The sequence below is a fragment of the Allorhizobium sp. DMC15 genome (assembly GCF_056314065.1).
In genome coordinates, this window is the sequence record NZ_JBQUZB010000006.1 from 1 (window position 1) to 20,217 (window position 20,217).

The following is a 20,217-nucleotide window of genomic DNA, read 5'->3' on the forward strand; positions in this document are numbered from 1 at the left end:
CGCGGGGTGGAGCAGCCCGGTAGCTCGTCAGGCTCATAACCTGAAGGCCGCAGGTTCAAATCCTGCCCCCGCAACCAGTTCAAACATAAAAGTCTCTCCGCCTCCATTTGATGGGGGCGGTTTTTGCGTTTAATGCCAGCCGTCATTGTGACCTTGCCCCGCTAAGCAACTGATATCGTGTGACCTTGCCCCGGTGAACTAATCCATTTTGAAGTAAGCTCTGGCCCATCGAGAGGACCAGAGAATGAAGCGCAACCGTTTCACGGACGAACAGATTATCGGCATTTTGAAGGAGCACGAGGCGGGGACGCCGGTCTCGGAGCTTTGCCGCAAGCACGGTGTCAGCGATGCCAGCATCTATAAATGGAAAGCGAAGTTCGGCGGCATGGACGTGTCGGAAGCCAAACGGCTGAAGACGCTGGAGGACGAGAACACGAAGCTGAAGCGGCTCCTGGCAGATGCGATGCTCGACAATGCAGCTTTGAAAGATCTTTTGGGAAAGAAGTGGTGACGCCCGCAGCAAGGCGGAAAGCTGTCGTGCATCTGATGGATCATCACCAGATGAGCGAACGGCGGGCGTGTAAAGCCAGCGGCTTTTGCCGAATGACGGTTCGTTACGAAACCAGGCGTAGCGATGACCATGACCTTCGCGAGCGGATGAAAGCGCTGGCGCATGAGCGCCGCCGCTTTGGTTATCGACGCCTTCATGTGCTTCTCAAGCGCGAGGGGCACCGCGTAAACCACAAGAAGCTCCTCCGGCTGTATCGGGAGGAGAAGCTGACCGTGCGTAAGCGCGGCGGCCGCAAGCGAGCGATCGGCACACGAGCACCGATGCTGGTCCCAATGACGGCCAATGACCGCTGGTCGCTGGACTTCGTGTCGGATCAGCTCACCGATGGCCGCAGGTTCCGGGTGCTGACGATCGTTGATGATTGCACCAGGGAATGCCTGGGCCTCGTCGCCGATACATCGCTTTCTGGCCTGCGCGTTGCCCGTGAGTTGGATCGGATCATCGAGAAGCGTGGCAAGCCTAAGATGATCGTCAGTGACAACGGGAGCGAGTTCACCGGCAACGCGATCCTGCAATGGACGGACCAGGTCAAGGTAGAATGGCACTACATCGCGCCTGGCAAGCCGATCCAGAACGCCTTCATCGAAAGCTTCAATGGCCGATTGCGGGATGAATTCCTGAACGAGACGCTCTTCTCGTCACTGAGCCATGCCCGATCAGCGCTCTCAAGCTGGCGTAACGACTACAACGATCATCGACCACATTCCGGCCTCGGCTGGCTCTCACCGGCCGAGTTCGCTCAAACCATCAACCCGCGACGTGATGCGGTGCTGCGCAGCCGGAATGGCTCCGCACCGCAACCCGCCGCTATCGCCCACAATACCGCAACCCAAAACCGCCGGAGCGAACTCAAAACTGGATAAAACTTGGGGGCAAGGTCACGGAAGTTGAAAGTCGAGGTGACTGAGTACAACTGATCGACACACGCTGGAATGGTTGTGAGAGCTTGCGATCGGACTGAAATTGATTACGCTCGCGGCGATGGCCGAATTGAGCGTTTTCTCCTGCTTGTCAAGAATTTGGAGGTCTTCGGATCTGCTCCCGAACAATTCTGTGAAGTGCTTCTGCCGCGCTTCGCTGATCGGACCCTCGAAATGTACAATTAATCGCCACCAGCTGTTGCATTAAACAGGTGTTTATGCCACCAATAGTATTAACTCAAAGGTTGTGTTGCTGCAGCGCGAACATGCAGTTGACGCACATCTTCGTTACTACACTGGGTCTTTTCGGGGGGGGCAGGCAGTGGCAGTTAGCGATGAGACTTCTCGTAGGCTTCACCCGCGGCTGCGCTGCCTGAAAAACGGAGCGGCAACGGTCAATCTCCTCAGATCTGATATCAGTTCGACAGTTGCAACGGATCCGAGTTTGTCCGCCGAGTCGCTGGGCATCCCTGCGAACCTCGATCTTTCTCTGTTTCGCGCGAACCTACCGATTAATGCACAAAAGACCCTCGCAAGCACACGTTTGCCAAAGCGGCCCAAACTCGCGGCATCCACGCCGGCCGACCAGTCCTATGTCAACGTCTTTGTTGAGCTTTATCGGGATGGAGGGCTTGACGACAATGGCAAGGCCGAGCAGGCCGCCGCAGAGCACGTCAGGCGGATCGCGCAAGCCGGCCAAGTCGGCACGAAAGCATTGGACAAGGCCTTGCTGGGTGGGCAGGTCTTGGTACGGCGAAACTTTGTTTCAGCAACGGTGCCGATCACGGCTCTTGCAGAGCTTGAGACAGATCCAGACGTCGCCTTCGTCCATCCTTCTGAGCCGCTGACGTTCGACAGACCGGTCGTTTCGCCCAAGTTGGCTTCTGCCCCCAATACCCGCTTTCATGCTGAGGCATCGTTGCGCAAAGCCCATCGCGATGGTGAGGGGGTGATTATCGGCATCATTGACGTGGGCGGTTTTGATTTTGCGCATGCCGACTTTCTCGATGATGCCGGCAAGACACGGTTTCTGTCCATTTGGGACCAAGGCGGAGATTTTCGCGAGCCCCCCTCCAAAAATGGCGGGAGTCGATTCGATTATGGCAGCGAACTCACAAAGGATCTGATGGATCGAGCAATTGTCGCAGCGAAGAAAAAGGGAGGGTTTCCGGCTACCTTCGCGGAGCGGCAGTCACAGCGATCGGAAAGCTCGCATGCCACGCACGTGGCGAGCATAGCGGCCGGCAACAACGGTGTGTGCCCCAAGGCGACAATCGCGGCCGTACTGATATCAGTTCCGCGGCTCGAGGATGAAATGGAGGAACGCCGTGCAACCTTCAGCGACTCGACGCGGATCGTTCATGCCGTCGAGTATTTGCTTGAAATTGCCGAGCGCGAAGGCAAACCCATCTCGATCAATATAAGTCTCGGCACGAATGGCGCCGGTCACGATGGCTCGAATGGTGTCTGCCGCTGGATTGACGCGCTGCTCGCCACGCCTGGTCGGGCCATTTCTGTGGCGGCGGGCAACGCAGGCCAAGAGAAGGGGGAGACCGCAGAAGATTTGGGATTCATCATGGGCCGCATTCATTCGAGCGGCCGAATTGCCTCACGTGGCCTGACCGTCGATCTCGAATGGACTGTTGTCGGCAATGGTATCGAGGACATGTCCGAGAATGAGCTGGAGATCTGGTACGGCGCTCAGGATCGTATAACTGTCATGGTGAAGCCGCCTAGCCCTGGCGCCGATTGGATCACTGTTCACCCTCGAGAGTATGTCCAGAATCGACGTCTGACTAGCGGGACGACCGTCTCGATCTACAACGAGCTTTATCACCCGACTAACGGTAGCAACTACGCAGCCATTTATCTTACACCTAATCTGCAGGCGGACAGTTTGCGGGGAGTAGAGGCCGGGGTTTGGAAGGTAAGGCTCGTAGGAGATGAGATACGAAACGGGCGTTTCAACTGCTGGATAGAACGGGATGATCCGATCGATATCGGTGTGCATGGCGGCCTGCGACTCTATCGGTTCCCGTCATTCTTTTCGGAAGGGTCGAATGTAGACTCGCACTCGATCAGTTCCCTTGCCTGTGCCCATCGCGTCATCGCTGTTGCGAATCTGGACGAAGCGCGGCAGCGCATGAACATATCTAGCAGCCAAGGGCCGACGCGTGATGATCGTACCAAGCCGGACATCGCGGCGCCTGGAACGAACATCGTTGCCGCCAAGGGGTTCACTGAGGACAACGAGCAGTGGATCGGCATGACCGGCACCAGCATGGCCAGTCCGTTTGTTGCCGGCGTCGTCGGTCTGATGCTGGCTGTCAACAAGGATCTGACGTCAGCACAATGCTCTGGCATCCTCCAACGGACAGCCCGCCCCCTTCCAGGCAGTTCATATGAATGGCGCAATGACGCCGGCTTTGGCGTAATCGATCCTGCGGCGGCTGTCGATGAAGCGCGGACCTTCAACGAACGCGTCGAGGTGAGGGGCACCCAATGAAGCTTCACATCTTCCAATCCGACAAGGGCGATTGCCTCCTGCTCGAAGGTGCCGAAAACGGCCGGATCCTTTGCGATGGAGGCATGTCATCCAGTATGAGGAACAGCGTTCGTCAACAGCTCTCCAAGCTCCGAGATCAAGGCGTGAAACTGGACTACATCTACGTATCGCACATCGATCAGGACCACATTTCTGGAGTCCTTCAGTTGCTCGAAGATGAGCTGGAGTGGCGCCTCTTCGATCACCACAAAGAGAACGGAACACCGATTCGCGCGCCGAAGGTGCCTCGCCCGCCGGAAATCGGCGGCATCTGGCACAACGCGTTCCGCGATCAGGTGGGAGAGAATGCTGGCGATATCGAGAGCCTGCTCGCGGCGGCAGCTCCAGCGTTGCTCGCAACTTCGGTGCCGGAACTTGTCGAACTTGGTGCGGAAATGCAGCAGATTGCCGTTTCGATCCCGGAAGCAATCAAGGTCTCCCGCTACGCCTCGGCGGAACTACTCAATATCCCCGTCAATAAGTTGCCACGGTCGCGGGACCAGCCAAAGCTGCTCATGTATCGGGAGGGACAGAAATCCTTCAAGGTTGGATCGCTGCGTTTCACTATTATCGGCCCTACGGCGGCCGAACTTGAGGCCTTGAGAGAAGGGTGGAACAATTTCTTGCGCGACGTCGACAATCGCAAGCGCTTGCGCGACCTGCGAGCAGAGATCAGGCGTAAGGTAGATGCCTTCGGTCAAGACGCATTCAACCTAAGGGACTGGAACGGGATCGAGGATTTCAAGGGCGTTACGACACCGAACATCGCGTCGTTGATGTTCATGGTCGAAGACGACGGCAAGCGTCTTTTGCTGACCGGCGACTCCCAGCAGGACATCATTCTGAAGGGACTTGAACTCGCGGGCTTCCTAGACGATGGCTACTGCCATGTCGATGTGCTGAAGGTTCAGCACCATGGCTCGGAACACAATGTCGACGAAGCGTTTTGCAAGAAGGTGTCCGCCGACCACTATGTTTTCTGCGGGAACGGGTCCAGTGGAAATCCAGAGCTATCGGTTATCCAGCAGATCTATAACTCACGCCTCGGTCCCGTAGACAAGCGCGCCCTGGCTCCCGAGGCGGACGGAAAGCCCTTCACCTTCTGGTTCAGCACTACCTCCGACAGTCTGGTTGAGGGCAGCGAAAACTACGAAGCATTCGTTGCCGTCGAGGACCTAGCTGCCGAACTGCAGGGGCAATCCGGCGGCGCGCTGTCGCTTGCGTTCAACAAGGACGCCAGCATTGAACTCGAAGTTTAATTTCGGCCGTGGTCGGATTGTTTTCGGTCAAGCAACAGGGCGCAGCAGCGAGGAGAAGCTTATGGAGCCGACGGAGATCACCGGCACTTACACCTACCGAAGCTTCCTGAACGAACCCGACATTGTCGACGACTTCGGTAAACTGCGGTTCGCGGAAGCGGAGCTGACGCTGGTAGCGGCGCTCAATGGGACGATTACCGGTATCCTGTCCTGGCCGACAAGCGAGGACGATTCCGCGCGGGCGGTGATGATGATTGAGGGGGAACTGGTCACGCGGGAGCCACCATTGATCCGCTTACGCGGTGCCGGCGCGAAGGGATCTGCCATTGAGATATTTGAGTATGTCTATGAACTGACGCTCGCGAGGCAGTGGCCGGAAAGCACGAGTCCTCGCAAGTGTCTGGTCGGGTCCGTCATGCGCGCAAAGGATCATGGCAACGCTAAAGCAGGTGCGACGGCCAGCGTCATTGCCGTACAACGGGATTTTGTTGAGCCGCGAGATATTCCGGGCGTGGCGCTGCTGCCATCGACGATCGTCATGCTTTCTAGCAAATGGCATCGCCTCTGGCATGCCACGTGGCACACGGTTCGAGGCCAATGGCCTAATCTGCAGAAAGAGGCCACTCGAACGGCGATAGCGGATCTCGGGTGGGGAGTCGCTCGGCCGCCGCGGAAAAAACGGACGGATGGAAACACTCTCATCTTGGACAATGGTGCAGGCGAAGACTTTCTCTTCATGCATCGCTGGATGATCAAGATGGTGCACCGGGACTATGACGGGCAGGGACTCCCGCCACCCCCGTCATGGAAGCGTATTCCCGCCGCAGATACTGCCCAAATCGTTTATTCGCCCAGCACCGGTCACTCTGGGCAGACCATCTTCCAGCGAGATGTCACAGCGTCAGGCAATATGGTGCCACCGGCCGGTGATTGGGTAAAGACGCCTGATTACTTTGGGACCGTGATGCGCCAATGGGAGGCGAACTATACAAGTCCCTCCGTGCTCGCGAGCTTGAGCCTGGGAGCGTTGGGGAACCTGCTGGAGTTCACTATCCACAACGCGATGCATAACCGCTGGATGACGCCAGCTCGGGATCCGGAAACGGGAGAACTGATCATCGATTCGGAAACGGGCGAACCCGACTCGCGCCCAACATTCGATTTCTCGGAGAAGTGGAGTTCGCCAAAGTATGACTTTCTCGGTGAGTTCTATTCATCACACGTCAACCCGGTATTCTGGCGCCTCCATGGATGGGTGGACGACAGGATTGAAGATTGGTTCAGGGCGCAGGAGGCGTCGCGGCCCGGAGCGGTCAAACCTCGTTCGCTCCATGGCGTGGATTGGTTTGAGGTCAACGCTCCTTGGGTAAAGGTCGACGAGCCCTTTGTCGGCATCTCGCTCGACGAGCACATTGGCGGGCACGACCATGGAAGTCACCACCAAGGCCCTTCCGATCCTCAGGCGGCTGAGATCGAGACAATGCTCAAGGTAATGGCAGCCATTCAAAATGACGCCATGCCAGCGACACCCTTGTCGTTGGACGCAGGGCCGGGGATCAGGCGGCGCCGGGAAAGAATTAGCATGCGTTTCGAGTTGCCGGACGAGATGTAGAGAGCAGGCAGCCGATTGGATTTGGACGCTTATGGGCAAAGTTTGGGGATAAGGGCTGACAATGGTCATTGACGGAGCGTGGACGGTGTTTGGCATTGGTTGCGCCGGCGGCGTACTCGCCGAGGTGCTCCACTGGTGGAACCTTCGAGAAGCGGAGCAACTTCCTACCTATCGAAAAAGCCCCTTGTACTGGGGAATTACGATGGCCATGGTCATTGCCGGCGGGTTCATCACCTGGCTCTACTTCGGAGGGCGCGCGGAAGGCATCGTTGCCCTGCACGTTGGGATTTCAACCCCACTGATTTTGCAAAAGCTGGTAACGAGTGTGCCGCAGCCACCGGGGTCGAGGAATGTGATTGCAAAGCCCGCGCCGAGCATCCGAAACTTTTTTACTTGGTGAGATGGCAAGGGTAGGGGCATTCATCGTTGGCATTGGGGCGTATTCCCGAGATGTCGTTGGGCGCCTTGGCCGACTGCGATACGCCGTCAACGACGCGGATGACATCGAGCAATACCTTCGGACCTGCTGGAAGCCGGCAGAGCTCAACATCGTCAGGATCAAGGAGCAGGAGGCGACGGCTGCTGCCCTTGAAGCCGGCCTGACGTCACTTGCCAGGCAGGGACCGTATGACCTGTGCTGGATCTTCATGTCCGGCCACGGATGGGTGGACGATTCATCGGCTGGGCTGATCGCCCAGCCCAGCGAAGGCGGGGAATGTCTGCCGCTGCTCGATGTTAGAAGATTGGATAGACTTCTCGGCTCGATCGTCGCCGAGCGGACGATACTCGTGCTCGATTGTTGCTTCGCTGAGGGACTGGTGCGTCACATGACGTTCTTCGACGCACTTGAACAGAGCGTCGCGCGGCTCTACGTCGCTTCATCGCGGGAGAAGCAGCGGACTTGGGAGGATGATGGAGTTGAACGAGGCGTATTCACCGCTCACCTGATCGACCTGCTCAATACCGGCAGCTCCGCGAGCTTTAGCGGTCGAAAGGACCGCATCGATGTCGATGCCGAGTTGTTTCCGGCTCTTTGCGAGCAGGTGCCGCTGTATGTGTATGAGCATAAGAATGGCGAGCATCAGGAGCCCGTAAAGGGGGGCATTGCACGGGCCTCGGTGACATTGCCAGTCGCAAATTCCGCGCAGCGGGTTCGGGGCCGGACGATTCTTGGCACAGTGCTGCGTCGCCTGCGTCAAATCGCGGTCGGCATCATCGCGACAGGAGTTGCGCTTCTCCTTTTCGCCTATGCTCTCTTATACTATGTCGAGCCGGGTGCGACCGGCACTTTGTTGGTACGGCACGGTATCCGGTCTCTTGAGCCCCTCCTACGCTTCCTTCCGTTGGACAGGGTCGATACGGGGATTGCTGTTGCGAACCTATCAAACAATCCTGCAGCATCGGCGCCGCTCCAGTCTGGATATACGAGTGGTGTCTGGACGCACATGGAGGACTATCGGACGTGGTTCACGGCGATACTTGCTGGGCTCGATCCCGCGGCCGCCGCCCACTATGCGACGCTCATCGGCGACATACCTCCAGCTCTCGGTTCTGCACCTACTCCGTTAGACGTCGAGCGGGCTGCCTGGATGGCGCTTAGTGTAGGCGATCCGCACACGTTGGTTGGGATTCTCCCGCACGTCCCGGGCATGGACAGGCGCTCGCATGAGTTGGTGCAGCTTGATGTCAATCGTATGGATTTTGAAATCCTGGATCTCAGCCCTGCAAACATGGAAAGCTATGCCGCGGCGTTGTCCTACTCAGCGACGCTGGATCCGGTTGAAGTGTTTCCCGCTTTCCTCGGTTTTGCGAAGGCGACACAGGAGTGGTTGGTTCACAACACTGATGCGCAGCGGGGACGTGGCGCGCGTGACCGTGTTCTCAATTCTGTTGCCGATACTCTTCGTGTCATTTCTCTTGCCCGTATCGATCGTGGAATGGTAGCACTTGATGAAGCGGATCGAGCACATCTACTGGCCTTGGTTAATGTCGGATATTCCGAGATGATCGGTCTAGCACTCAGTCGCCTGCCTGCGGACAGTGAGGCGCGCCTAAAGGCCGCAACCGAGGCGCTTGAACGATTTCACGGTAACGCCGATGAGCCGGCTCAAGGCGTCGCGTTTCGGACAATCCTGGCGGGTCTTGACGCGAGTCCGAGGGCCAAAGCGCTGGTGGCCGACGTTGCAACTCTCTTCGCTCAATTGGGGACGGTACCCAACAGCTACCATACGCATTTTCTGATCGGTGCGGCGGATGCTCGCGCGCTTCCGCCGGCCGTACTTGGTGCGTTAATCGTCAGTGCTAAGGCTGCCTCCGAAAAGAGCGAACTCGACTTTGAGGACAGCGAACTCGCCAGAGTATTGGCACACGCGATGAGTCAGATACCGGATGCCGATCGGGCCGTTGCATACGGACTCATCGAGCGTGCCGCGAATTCGGTCACGCCAAGATCGATGATGACCGCCGAGATGTACGGGGTGCTGGGGCGCCAACGCCTGGATACCGCCGACATGCTGGCGAAGGTGCGAGCACAAGCGTTCGCGGCCGCCCCCTACACGCCTGATGATTCCAGCACTTCGGTGAGCCCAACGCCCGGCGTTACAATTGTAGTCGGCGCAGGCCCTTGGTTAGTAGCGCTGGCGGAATTTGGCCGCACGCGCAAACTTTTGAGCGAAGACATTGCGGTCCTTCGCGGACACGTGGCGAACCCGAGTTTGCGCGAATTTATTGTTCCGGCGCTCCTCTACCAGGAGCAGCGGGTCGAAGCTGGCAATCCCGTACCTTCATGGATTGAACGCCTCGCCGGATTGCGCACCGATGCGAGGGCACGCGATGTCGAGCAAGCGATCTTTGTCGCGGACCTCGCGAGTCGGCCGCGGTCCAAGTATGAGGTCCTGCTTGATGCATTGCGGCGTGCCCGATCTGATACTCTGGAACCGGAGCTCCGGATTTCATTGGGCGTACTCATTGTCGAGTCGCAAATTGCACGTACAAAGCGCTCCGCGAATGAGGTTTCGCAATCGGGCGGGTGAGATCGTGCCGATTCGTTCCCGGCTCTCGGACGTCTTCGATTCTCCAGCGGCACCACGATCGGTTCCGGCGGGTGTTGGTCGATCAAAGCGCGTCGGCCGGGCTCACGCTGGCGACCTAATCGGATCAAGCTTCGGCGCATAACACAGGCAAATCACTAAGCAACTGGGCGGAGTGCGGCCATGCTGTTAATCTCGGAGCAGGTCCCTCAACCAATCGCAGGAATCGTTGGTTGCGAGCCCCCGCAACCATAAATATCTAAAACAAATCCGAAACCGCCTCTGTATAAACGGGGGCGGTTTTTGCGTTTCTGCAAGCGGACTCGCCGAAGTCCGGTCTGGATACGCTTCCGGCGGTCCAAGGTTTGGTACAAGAGCAATCAGAGCAATACCCTTGCGGTATCGGGCGGCCCTGACGAGCCGCCTTTGATCTTGTCTCCGATGCGAGAACTACTTCGAGAGCGTGGCCTTGATCTCCGCTACGGCCTCGGATTCCATCTGGCCCACGGTGGTCACTTCGCCGTCGGTGATCTTCCAGAGGCGGAAGGGGCCGGTGATGTCGCCGTACTGGTCGAAGCTGACCGGGCCGATAACGCCTTCGTACTTGATCGGCTTGCCGTCCTTGAGCAGGCCAAGCGCCTTCTCGAATTCGGCCTTGCCGGCGTAGATCGGCGTGCCGCCGGGTGCTGTGACGTCCGAGATCGCCTTCTTGATCGCGTCCTTGTCGGCCTTGCCGGCCTTTGCGATGGCGAGGGCGACGATGGCACCGGCATCGTAGGATCGATCGGCCGCGGGGGCAGAGGGTTCGATGCCTCCGGAGAACTCGGCGTAGTTTGCGTTGAAGTATTCGGTCGAGGCCGTCGGCGTGGTTCCGGACGATGTGCCATAGGCCTCGTTCAGATACTGCGGGCCGACGCTCGCGATGAAGTCCTTGGAGTTCATGCCGTCATTGAACAGGAACTTCTGCACGCCGCCGCCTGAAATCCAGGCACGGGCGATCGTTGCGCCATCGACCGGCGTCGAGACGAGGTAGAGCGCATCCGGTTCCCCTTCCATCGCGACCGAAGCCTCGGAGGAATAGCTCGCCTGCTTCTCGTTATAGGGGGTCGTCGAGGTAATCGTTCCGCCGAGCTTGGTGTAGGCGGCCGTGAACTCCTGCATCAGGTTGTTGCCGAAGTCGTTGTTGACGTGAATGATGGCGATCTTCTTCATGCCCTGATCGAGCGCATATTTGGCAGCCGCCGTTCCCTGCAGCGCGTCCGAGGTGATAGTGCGGAAGAAGACCCCGTTGGTCTTGCCCTCGCGGCCGAGTGCCGTGAGCGTCGGGGATGAGGATGCGGGCGAGACCTGAACGACACCGGCCGGGGCTGTGACGGAGGTCAGGATCGGGATCGAGACCGAGGAAATGATGCCACCGATGATGACCGGCACCTTCTTGATGTTGACGAGCTGTGTCGCCTGGTCGACGGCGACGTTGCCCTGGCTCTGGCTGTCGCGAGTGTCCATGACCAGCTTGCAGCCTCCGACGCCACCTGCGTCGTTGAAGTCGCGGAAGGCCATTTCGACGGATTTCGCGCCTGCCTTGCCGTATTCGCCGGCGGGGCCGGTCAGTTCCATGACGACGCCGACGGTGATGTCGCATTCTTGCGCAAAGGCCGGAGCTGCACCGACCGCAATGCCCGCAAGCATGGTTGAAGCCAGGACGAGGCGTTTCATCTGATATCCCTTGTACATGTCATTCCCCTTTGTTGAGATTATATTTCATGATGCTGCCGTGCCGCCCGGTGCGGTCCCGCTCGAGCGTATAGACGTCGCCTTCCAGTTCCCGTGCTCCAGAGAGTGCAGTCTCGATCTCCGCCAGGTCGGCATCTGAGAGGACGACATCGGAGATGGCGAGGTTGGAGGCGAGGTGATCGCGATTGCGGGCGCCGACAATCACCGCCGTCACACCGGGCCGGCGCAGCATGGCGGCACTGGCAATCGTTGCGATGTCGGTTGCATGGCGGTCGGCCACCTTGCGAAGCGTCGACAGCAGAGCCTGGAAAAGATCCCAGCCGCCAAGGTCTTCGATGATCAGCTTGTATTTGGTCAGCGATCGGTTCTCGAGCGGATGCTCCGGTTCCGCCTTGCCGAGCCAGCGGTCGGAGAGGAAACCGCCAGCGACCGTGCCGTAGCAGAACAGCGCGAAGTCGTGGCGGGCTGCAAGCTCCACCATGCGCTTTTCCGGGCGCCGGTCGAGCAGCGAATATTGCAGTTGCAGTGAGGTCAGCGGGATCCCGCCATCGAGGATCGCCGTGACATGCTCGCTGTCGAAATTCGTGGCGCTGATCTTGTCGATCCGCCCATCCTGCTGGAGCTCTTTCAGCCAGCCGAGGGTGTCGAGCCAGGCAGGCATTTCGTAGTCCCACCAATGAAACTGGACGAGATCCAGTCGCTCCATTGCAAGCCGCTTGCGCGACGTGTCGATCACGCCTTCCACATAGGCCTTGGTGATCGTCGGGAGCACGCCGAGATCGGGTACGAACTTCGTATGGACGCGAATGCGGTCGAGTGCTGCCCGACCTCGGATGTCGCGGTAGCGCAGCCGGAAGCGCCCGATCAGGTCTTCCACACCGGTGTAGATGTCCGCGCAGTCGAAGGCAGTGATGCCCGCATCGGCGAAGGCCACCATGTCTTCGATGGCCGTCTCCTCATCTATGGCGCCATGGCCACCGGCAAGCTGCCATCCACCGCGGATGACGCGGGAGATCTCGTAACCGGGGGCAATGGAGATACGCTGCATGTTACTCTTTTCCTTCGAGGGGCACGGCTGTCGTGGCGGCATGGCTGAAACGGCGAAGGCCTGTGCGCCGGATCCGCAATCGGGTGGAGCAGTTGGGATCCGGACAGGCAATATCCGTATCCGTCGTCATCCAGTCATGCGCATGGGTCGGTCGCTGTTTTGCTGCCAGCAGGGGAAGGACAGAGGCGAGGGAGTAGATCGACAGTCCCTGGCCCGGCGGAAGATAGAGCATTTCGCCTTGCAGCTCGAAAAAGTCGCCGGGCTTGGCGCCGCAGTAGACGGCCCCACCCTCCGGGATCACCACCTCGACACGCAGGTCAAAGAGCTCGAATGTGTCGTCGGTGCCGCTCATCTGTGCTCTCCCTCACGCCGCTTGTTCGCCGGCGTCGAGACGCCCGCGCACAAGATCGAACGAGCGGCCGATGTCATTGGAAAGCGCGTTGACCGCCGCCTCTTCATTGCGCGCCTCGAGTGCTTCGATCAGCGTCCAGTGGTGGTTCGTTGCGGCAAGGCCGCCTTGTTCGTCGTGGATATGGGCGGCGGCCCGGACCACCGGACCGGATTGCAGCCAGAGGCTTTCCACCACCGGGATCAGCACACGCGAGGAGGCGGCCCGATAGATCTGGAAATGGAAGCGATGGTTGATTTCAGAGGTCACTGGGCCGACGTCCTGGCCATGCCGCTCGAACGCCGCCTCGCAATCCCGGTTGATCTGTTTCAGGCTTTCGATGTCTTCCGTCGTCAGCCGATGGCAGGCGAGCGCCACCAGACGCCCCTCGATCAGGATGCGGGCACGCTCCAGGTCATCGAGGCGTTCCCGGGTGATCAGCGGGACGCGGACGGAGCGATTGGGAAGGGCCTCCAGCGCCTGTTCGGAGACGAGCCGGCCGAGCGCTTCCCGCACCGGCATGGTGCTCGTCTTCAGGCGATCTGCCATGTCGACGATCCGCAGCATGTCGCCTGCGGCAAAGCCGCCATTGATCAAAGTTCGGCGCAGCTGATCGTAGACGCGGTCCTGCAAGGTTTCCCGGCCAACAGGTGTGAGGAAGTCGTCCGATTGGCCAATCGTGTCCGTCATCCCGCCTCCAAGCCTCCCGGAAATATCGGTTGATTTTCGCGTCCGTGTAAAGTTTGATCAAACATCACGGATCAAATCAAGGCTCATTTTTGAAGATGGCTGCCGCCCATTCTCAACCGTCACGATCGTTTCAGAGTGCCGCAGCATCGCCTGCCATTGAGGCGCGGCATCTGACGAAACATTTCGATGGGCTGACCGTGGTCTCCGATATGTCGCTCCAGCTCGCCCCGGGCGAGATCCTGGGCCTGATCGGCCCGAACGGTGCGGGCAAGACCACCATGTTCAATCTGCTTGCGGGCAGCCTCAAGCCCAGTTCTGGCGAGATCTGGGTCGAGGGGCGCGAAGTCTCAAGCCAAGCGCCGGAGCAGCGGATCGCCCATGGGGTCGCGCGGACCTTTCAGATTCCGCGGCCTTTTCTGGAAATGAGCGTGCTTGAGAACCTGCTGGTTGGGGCGCAAAAGCAGACGGGGGAGCGATTGTTTGCCAACTTTCTCAAAGCTCGCCTGGTGCGCCACGAAGAAAAGGCAGCTCTTGAAAAGGCGCATGCGATCCTGGACTTCGTCACGCTGTCGCGGCTGGCCCATGAACCCGCCCGCGTGCTTTCCGGCGGGCAGCGCAAGCTTCTGGAACTCGCGCGCGTGCTGATGGCCGATCCGCAGGTGATCCTGCTCGATGAACCGGCTGCGGGGGTGAATCCGGCACTGCTCGAAGTGATCATGGAGCGGGTGGTGGCGCTCAACGCGGAGGGCAAGTCTATCCTCCTTATCGAACACAACATGGACATGGTATCGAGGCTGTGCTCGCGGGTGGTGGCGATGGCGCTCGGCAAGCTGCTTGCCGTGGGGGCGCCGGCTGATGTGGCCGCCGATCCTGCTGTCATCGAAGCCTATCTTGGCGGTGGTGCATGATCGAGCCGGTTCTCACAACCTCGGCGCTGGTCGCGGGCTACGAGCCGGTCCTTCCCATTGTTCGCGGCGTGGACTTTTCCGTCGCACCGGGCGAACTCGTCATCCTCTTGGGCCCGAACGGCGCTGGCAAATCCACCTTCGTCAAGGCGATTGCCGGCATGGTGCCGGTGCATTCGGGTCGGATTCATCTGGCGGGGAGGGACATCACGGATGTCGCTCCGCACCGCAAACTGGCCGAAGGTCTGGCCTTCGTGCCGCAGACGGAGAATGTCTTTGCCACCATGAGCATTCTGGAAAACCTCCAGATCGCCGTGGCGCTTCTGCCGAAATCTGAACGCAACATTGCCATCGAGACGATACTGACGCGCTTTCCGGATCTTGCCGTCAAGCCGAAGCGTCTGGCGGGCGCGCTCTCCGGCGGTCAGCGGCAGATGCTCGCGGTGGCGCGCGCTCTGGCGCTCAATCCGCCGGTGCTCATCCTTGACGAACCATCTGCTGGCCTCTCGCCAAAGATCGTCGGCGAGGTTTTTTCCATGCTCCAGCGCATCAATGGTGAGGGCGTGACGATCGTGCTGGTAGAGCAAAACGTGAAGGCGGCCATGGCGATTGCCGATCGCGCCGTCATTCTGGCCGAAGGGCAGATCCGCCACGAAGGGACACCTGCCGATCTCGCCGATGATCCACTCATCGGCAAGATCTATCTCGGCACGACCGGGCACGCTGCCAGTGAGGTCGCGCCATGAACCCGCAATTCCTGATGGACGGGCTGATCGCAGGCGCGATCATTGGCCTCGGCGCGGTCGGCGTGACGCTCACCTATTCGATACTGCGCTTCTCCAATTTTGCGCATGGCGAGCTTCTGTCCTGGGGTGCCTACCTCGCGCTCGGTATCAGCAGCGCGCTGGGCGTGCTGGCATCGGGGCTCACCACGCCGATTGTGCCGTTCTCCTTCGGTTGGTCGCTGCCGATCGCGGCTGTGCTCGCCATCGCCTTGACGGGCCTGCTTGCACTGGCCGTCGACGCAGCGCTGTTTTCGAGCTTCCGGCGACGCGGCAGCGCCATCATCATCATGGTCATGGCAAGCTTTGGCGCGTCGCTTGCACTACGCAGCCTGCTCGAATTTCTCTTTACCTCGAAGCCCGCCTATTTCAGCCAGGCGCTGCAGATTGCGATGAAGTTGGGGCTGGGTCTTAGAGCCACGCCGGACCAGCTCGCCATGCTGGCCGTGGCGCTGGTCTCTGTCATCACCGTGCATCTCGTCATGACGCGGACCGATATCGGCCGGGCCATGCGGGCGGTCAGCGAAAATCCCGGCCTTGCCGGTATCGCCGGTATCGATGTCCGCCGGGTTATCCGAACGGCCTGGTTCTTGGGCGCCGCACTTGCCTGCATCGCTGGCATCATGAGCGGCCTGATCATCCAGATCCGCCCCTATCTCGGGCATGATCTTCTGCTGCCCCTGTTTGCGGCCGCCATTCTCGGTGGCATCGGTTCGGTTCCGGGCGCGATGATTGCCGGTCTGTTCATCGGTCTTTCCGAGGCCTTTACGGTCCAGCTCATCGGGGCCGAATGGCGGGCGGCGGTGTCCTTCGCTATCCTGATTGCGGTTCTTCTCGTACGCCCCCGCGGCCTGTTCGGAAAAGCGACATGAGCATCGATCTTATCGCCTATGGCGCCTTCTTCCTCACCATGGCTTTCACCTATGCGATCATCTGCCTGGGGCTGAATGTTCAGTGGGGCATGACGGGACTGTTCAATGTCGGGATCGCCGCATTTGTTGCGGTCGGCGCCTATACCTCGGCGATCCTAACGACGCCGGACACGGCAGAGCGCTTTGGCGGCTTCGGCATGCCGATTGCCGTCGGGTGGCTTGGGGCTGCCATCGTCTCAGGCGCGCTTTCCTGGGCCGTCGGTGCGCTGACGATCCGGCTGAGATCCGACTACCTGGCCATCGCAACCTTCGGCGTCGCCGTCACCGTTCAGCTCTGCATGCTCAACCTGCAAAGCTTGACAGGCGGGGCCTTTGGGATCGGCTTCATTCCGCGTCCCTTTGCCGATCTGCAGGGCAATGCGCTGCTTTTCAGTCTTGCCAATTGCGGCCTCATGGCCCTTGTCGTGCTGGTCCTCTATCTCGGGCTGCAGCATTTGTCGCGCAGCCCCTGGGGACGCGTCCTGCGGGCGATCCGGGAAGATGAGGTGGCCGCCCAGGCGCTTGGCAAGCGGCCTGTCCGCTTTCGCTTGCAGGCGTTTACCGTCGGCGGCGCCATCATGGGCCTGGCCGGAGCCGCCCAGGCCCACTTCATCGGCTTCATCGCACCCGACAACTATATGCCGGTCCTCACCTTCCAGGTCTGGGCCATGTTGATTGTCGGCGGCTCCGGCAACAATCGTGGTGCGATTGCCGGTGCCATTCTCGTCTGGGGGCTTTGGGCGCTCACGGCCGCTGCCGTCTCCGCCTTCGTTCCGCCCGAGGAACAGGCGCGCGCCGCCGCCTTGCAGATTGTCGCCATCGGCGTCGGGCTCTGCCTCATGCTCCTGTTGCGTCCGCGCGGCCTGTTCGGCGAGGTGAGCCCGCTCGCCCGCCTGAACCGCAACAAACAATCCTGACCATCGAGGAATGATCTCCGTGTCCCAGCACCCCGAACGCATCAATCTCACGCCGGACCTGTCGATCAGCCGCCTCGTTTGCGGCCTCTGGCAGGTTGCCGATATCGAAAAGAATGGTGCCACCGTCGATCCGGAGCAGGGGGCTGACGCACTTCAGGCTTACGCGAATGCAGGGTTCGACAGCTTCGACATGGCCGATCACTATGGATCAGCGGAGATCATCACAGGCCATCTTCTGAAGCGTTATGCTGCTGGCGGAAAGCGACCGGTCGCCTTTACCAAATGGTGCCCCGAGCCCGGTCCGATGACGCGCGATGTGGTGCGCCGGGGTGTGGAGGACAGGCTTGCCCGTCTTGGCGTCGACAAGGTCGACCTGTTGCAGTTCCACTGGTGGACATTCGAACATCCTGCCTGGCTCGATGCGCTTCATGAAATGCAGGTGATGAAGGAGGAGGGCCTGATTGGCGCCCTCGGCCTCACCAATTTCGATGCCGCCCATCTCAATCTCGCCCTGTCGGACGGGATCGAGATCGCCAGCAACCAGGTCTCATTCTCCCTGATCGACAGGCGCGCCGCCGGCGATTTGTCGTCCCTGTGCCTCAAGCGCGGCGTGAAGCTCCTGGCCTATGGCACGCTCTGCGGCGGCTTCCTGTCGGAGAAGTGGCTCGACCAGCCGGAACCCACGTCGATCGCGGACTGGAGCCGGTCGAAATACAAACGCTTCATCGATGCGGCCGGCGGATGGAGCGTCTATCAGGGTATTCTGAGGGCGGCATCCACGATCGCCCGCAAGCACGGGGTCTCGATTTCGAATGTGGCGAGCCGCTGGGTTCTCGAACACCCGGCCGTTGCCGCGACGATCATTGGAGCAAGACTGGGTGAAAACGAGCATCGCGACGACAATCTGAAGGTCTTTACCTTCGAACTGGATGCGGATGACCGGGCTCTGCTCGACAACGTCTTTGCGGAAGCCACATCCATTCCCGGCGACTGCGGCGATGAGTATCGCAAGCCGCCCTTTCTGACCGCATCCGGCGACCTCAGCCATCACCTCGATGCGATCCCGTCGGTCTACAGGGCGGTTCCCGTGCCGGGGCGCGACGATCGGATGCGTGTTTCCTCCGGCAGTATCTGGGAGCCGCTGGCCGGCTACAGCCGCGCCGTCCGGGTCGGTGACCGGATCCTGGTATCCGGCACGACGGCGACCCACGGCAGCAATCGTTGCGTGGCGCCCGGCGATCCGGGCGCGCAGGCGACCTATATTCTCGACAAGATCGCGGCTTCCATCTCCGCGCTTGGCGGAAGGATGGAAGATGTCGTGCGTACGCGGATCTATCTTAAAGATGCATCACAGTGGGAGCCTGTCTCTCGTGCCCATGGCCGCTTCTTCTCCGATGTGCTTCCGGCGAACACCTTGATCGAAGCCGGTGCGCTTGTCGGTGATTACGAAGTCGAGATTGAAGCGGAAGCCGTGGTTTAGGTCGGGACGACGGCAATCAGGTTCGAGCGCTTGCGGCTCTGATACTGTCCTTGCCCGGCCTCCACGACAGAACCGCGTTCCATGATCGTCTGGCCGCGAACGAGCAGGCGTACCGGCCAACCTCTCACCTCCAGTCCTTCATACGGCGTGTAGTCGGCGCCGTGCTGGAGGATCTCGTTGGTGAGGGTCACGCGCTCCCGCGGATCCCAGAGCGCGATGTCGGCGTCGGAACCGATGGCGATCGTGCCCTTCTGCGGGTACATGCCGTAGAGCTTGGCGTGATTCGTCGATGTCACCGCGACGAAGCGGTTGATGTCGATCCGGCCCTTCATCACGCCTTCGGAAAACAGGATGGGCAGGCGCGTGGCAACGCCAGGGATACCGTTCGGGATCCAGCGAAAGTGGCGTTTGCCCTTCTCGTTCAGCTTGCCTTCCGGATCATCAAAACGGAAGGGGCAGTGGTCGGAGGAGAAGAGGTCGAAGACACCCTGCTCGATGCCCTCCCAGCAGGCGTCCTGGCTCGCCTTGTCGCGCGGTGGCGGCGAGCAGACGAATTTCGCGCCATCGAGCCCTTCGAGATCAAGATCCTCGGCCGTCAGCATCAGATATTGCGGGCAGGTCTCGCCGGCAATCTTCTGGCCACGTTGCCGGGCCCGGCGGATTTCTTCCATCGCCTCGCGGTTGGAGACATGGACGATGACAATAGGCACGTCAACGATTTCGGCCAGAGACAGGGCACGATGGGTCGCCTCGCGTTCGGCAGCCACCGGTCGGGTCGTGGCGTGGTATTTTGGAGCAAGTTTGCCCTCTTCCTCGTGCCGGCCGATCAGATAGCGGATGGCATCTTCGTTTTCGCAATGGACCATGACCAGCGCGCCGGTGCGTCTCGCCGTATCGAGGGTCGCGAGGATCTCGTCGTCGCGCAGGCGAAGTCCCTCATAGGTCATGAAGACCTTGAGCGAGGTGTAGCCGTCCTCCACGAGGGCGGGCAGTTCCTGGCCAAGCACTTCTGCCGTCGGATCGGTGATGACGAGATGGAAAGAGACGTCGACATGGCATTTGCCCTCGGCCTTCCGGTGATAGACCTTCAAAGCCTCGCGCAGGGACTGGCCTTTCTCCTGCATGCAGAAGGCGAGCACCGTGCTGTTACCGCCAATCGCCGCCGAGCGGGTGCCGCTGTCGAAATCATCCGCCATCACGATACCGTCGCCGGAGGGCTGGTCGAGATGCACGTGGCTATCGATCCCGCCGGGTAGGACAAAGAGACCCGTGGCATCGATGACTTCATCGGCATCCGTCAACTCCGCTGCAAGCGCAGCGATCCTGCCATTCTTGATGCCGACATCGCTGACGAAGGTATCGCTTGCCGTCACCACCGTTCCATTGCGGATTACCGTATCGAAGCGCATCAGCCTTCCTTTCGTTG

Annotated in this window: 16 protein-coding genes and 1 tRNA gene; 12 read left to right on the forward strand and 5 right to left on the reverse strand. The window is 60.1% G+C overall.

Translation table 11 applies throughout. The annotated features are described in order from the left end of the window. The 7 genes from ACT53S_RS21260 (at nucleotide 1) to ACT53S_RS21290 (ending at nucleotide 9,939) form a co-directional block, all read left to right on the forward strand. Nucleotides 1-77, forward strand: a tRNA-Met gene (locus tag ACT53S_RS21260). Between the two features lie 167 nt (nucleotides 78-244). Further along, nucleotides 245-1,434 (forward strand): IS3 family transposase gene (locus ACT53S_RS21265; protein ID WP_476068480.1). Its coding sequence is split into 2 segments (ribosomal slippage): nucleotides 245-494 and nucleotides 494-1,434, totalling 1,191 coding nucleotides; the frame shifts between segments, so codons are not numbered across the junction. 502 nt (nucleotides 1,435-1,936) lie between these two features. Further along, nucleotides 1,937-3,997 carry a S8 family serine peptidase gene (locus ACT53S_RS21270; RefSeq protein ID WP_476068481.1) on the forward strand — a complete coding sequence of 687 codons (2,061 nt, stop codon included), beginning with the start codon at nucleotides 1,937-1,939 and terminating at the stop codon, nucleotides 3,995-3,997. Further along, complete coding sequence (locus ACT53S_RS21275; RefSeq protein ID WP_476068482.1) at nucleotides 3,994-5,295, forward strand: MBL fold metallo-hydrolase; 1,302 nt, start codon at nucleotides 3,994-3,996, stop codon at nucleotides 5,293-5,295. Before ACT53S_RS21270 ends, ACT53S_RS21275 begins: the two co-directional genes overlap by 4 nt. Next, nucleotides 5,279-6,907 (forward strand): hypothetical protein, encoded by a 1,629-nt coding sequence (locus tag ACT53S_RS21280; RefSeq protein WP_476068483.1) that lies wholly within the window; start codon nucleotides 5,279-5,281, stop codon nucleotides 6,905-6,907. The genes ACT53S_RS21275 and ACT53S_RS21280 overlap by 17 nt, the downstream gene beginning before the upstream one ends. Nucleotides 6,908-6,968: 61 nt before the next feature. Further along, on the forward strand, nucleotides 6,969-7,307 hold the full coding sequence (locus ACT53S_RS21285) for a hypothetical protein (RefSeq protein WP_476068484.1): 339 nt from the start codon (nucleotides 6,969-6,971) through the stop codon (nucleotides 7,305-7,307). Beyond that, nucleotides 7,264-9,939 carry a caspase family protein gene (locus ACT53S_RS21290; protein ID WP_476068485.1) on the forward strand — a complete coding sequence of 892 codons (2,676 nt, stop codon included), beginning with the start codon at nucleotides 7,264-7,266 and terminating at the stop codon, nucleotides 9,937-9,939. The genes ACT53S_RS21285 and ACT53S_RS21290 overlap by 44 nt, the downstream gene beginning before the upstream one ends. Nucleotides 9,940-10,386: 447 nt before the next feature. Here ACT53S_RS21290 and ACT53S_RS21295 read toward each other — a convergent pair whose 3' ends face one another. The 4 genes from ACT53S_RS21295 to ACT53S_RS21310 are packed head-to-tail and all read right to left on the reverse strand — an operon-like array spanning nucleotide 10,387 to nucleotide 13,796. Continuing rightward, nucleotides 10,387-11,652 carry an ABC transporter substrate-binding protein gene (locus tag ACT53S_RS21295; protein ID WP_476068486.1) on the reverse strand — a complete coding sequence of 422 codons (1,266 nt, stop codon included), beginning with the start codon at nucleotides 11,650-11,652 and terminating at the stop codon, nucleotides 10,387-10,389. Nucleotides 11,653-11,671: 19 nt separating this feature from the next. Next, on the reverse strand, nucleotides 11,672-12,718 hold the full coding sequence (locus ACT53S_RS21300; RefSeq protein ID WP_476068487.1) for an aldo/keto reductase: 1,047 nt from the start codon (nucleotides 12,716-12,718) through the stop codon (nucleotides 11,672-11,674). A 1-nt stretch (nucleotide 12,719) separates the two neighbouring features. Continuing rightward, on the reverse strand, nucleotides 12,720-13,070 hold the full coding sequence (locus ACT53S_RS21305) for a TIGR04076 family protein (protein WP_476068488.1): 351 nt from the start codon (nucleotides 13,068-13,070) through the stop codon (nucleotides 12,720-12,722). A gap of 12 nt (nucleotides 13,071-13,082) precedes the next feature. Beyond that, the gene (locus ACT53S_RS21310) at nucleotides 13,083-13,796 is read right to left on the reverse strand and encodes a GntR family transcriptional regulator (protein ID WP_476068489.1); all 714 of its coding nucleotides are present in this window, start codon (nucleotides 13,794-13,796) and stop codon (nucleotides 13,083-13,085) included. 95 nt (nucleotides 13,797-13,891) lie between these two features. On the opposite strand from ACT53S_RS21310, the gene ACT53S_RS21315 reads away from it, so the two are divergent. From ACT53S_RS21315 to ACT53S_RS21335, 5 genes are read left to right on the forward strand one after another with little or no spacing between them, the layout of a single operon-like run. Continuing rightward, complete coding sequence (locus tag ACT53S_RS21315) at nucleotides 13,892-14,704, forward strand: ABC transporter ATP-binding protein (protein WP_476068490.1); 813 nt, start codon at nucleotides 13,892-13,894, stop codon at nucleotides 14,702-14,704. Further along, nucleotides 14,701-15,447 (forward strand): ABC transporter ATP-binding protein, encoded by a 747-nt coding sequence (locus ACT53S_RS21320; protein WP_476068491.1) that lies wholly within the window; start codon nucleotides 14,701-14,703, stop codon nucleotides 15,445-15,447. Before ACT53S_RS21315 ends, ACT53S_RS21320 begins: the two co-directional genes overlap by 4 nt. Beyond that, on the forward strand, nucleotides 15,444-16,355 hold the full coding sequence (locus ACT53S_RS21325) for a branched-chain amino acid ABC transporter permease (protein ID WP_476068492.1): 912 nt from the start codon (nucleotides 15,444-15,446) through the stop codon (nucleotides 16,353-16,355). Before ACT53S_RS21320 ends, ACT53S_RS21325 begins: the two co-directional genes overlap by 4 nt. After that, a complete protein-coding gene (locus tag ACT53S_RS21330; protein WP_476068493.1) occupies nucleotides 16,352-17,311 on the forward strand; it encodes a branched-chain amino acid ABC transporter permease in 960 nt (319 codons plus the stop codon). Before ACT53S_RS21325 ends, ACT53S_RS21330 begins: the two co-directional genes overlap by 4 nt. Nucleotides 17,312-17,321: 10 nt before the next feature. Further along, nucleotides 17,322-18,791, forward strand: a complete 1,470-nt coding sequence (locus ACT53S_RS21335; RefSeq protein ID WP_476068494.1) for an aldo/keto reductase — start codon at nucleotides 17,322-17,324, stop codon at nucleotides 18,789-18,791. Here the strand turns inward: ACT53S_RS21335 and hydA are convergent. Further along, a complete protein-coding gene (hydA, locus tag ACT53S_RS21340) occupies nucleotides 18,788-20,200 on the reverse strand; it encodes a dihydropyrimidinase (RefSeq protein WP_476068495.1) in 1,413 nt (470 codons plus the stop codon). The two genes, ACT53S_RS21335 and hydA, sit on opposite strands and share 4 nt — an antisense overlap. Nucleotides 20,201-20,217 lie beyond the last annotated feature (17 nt).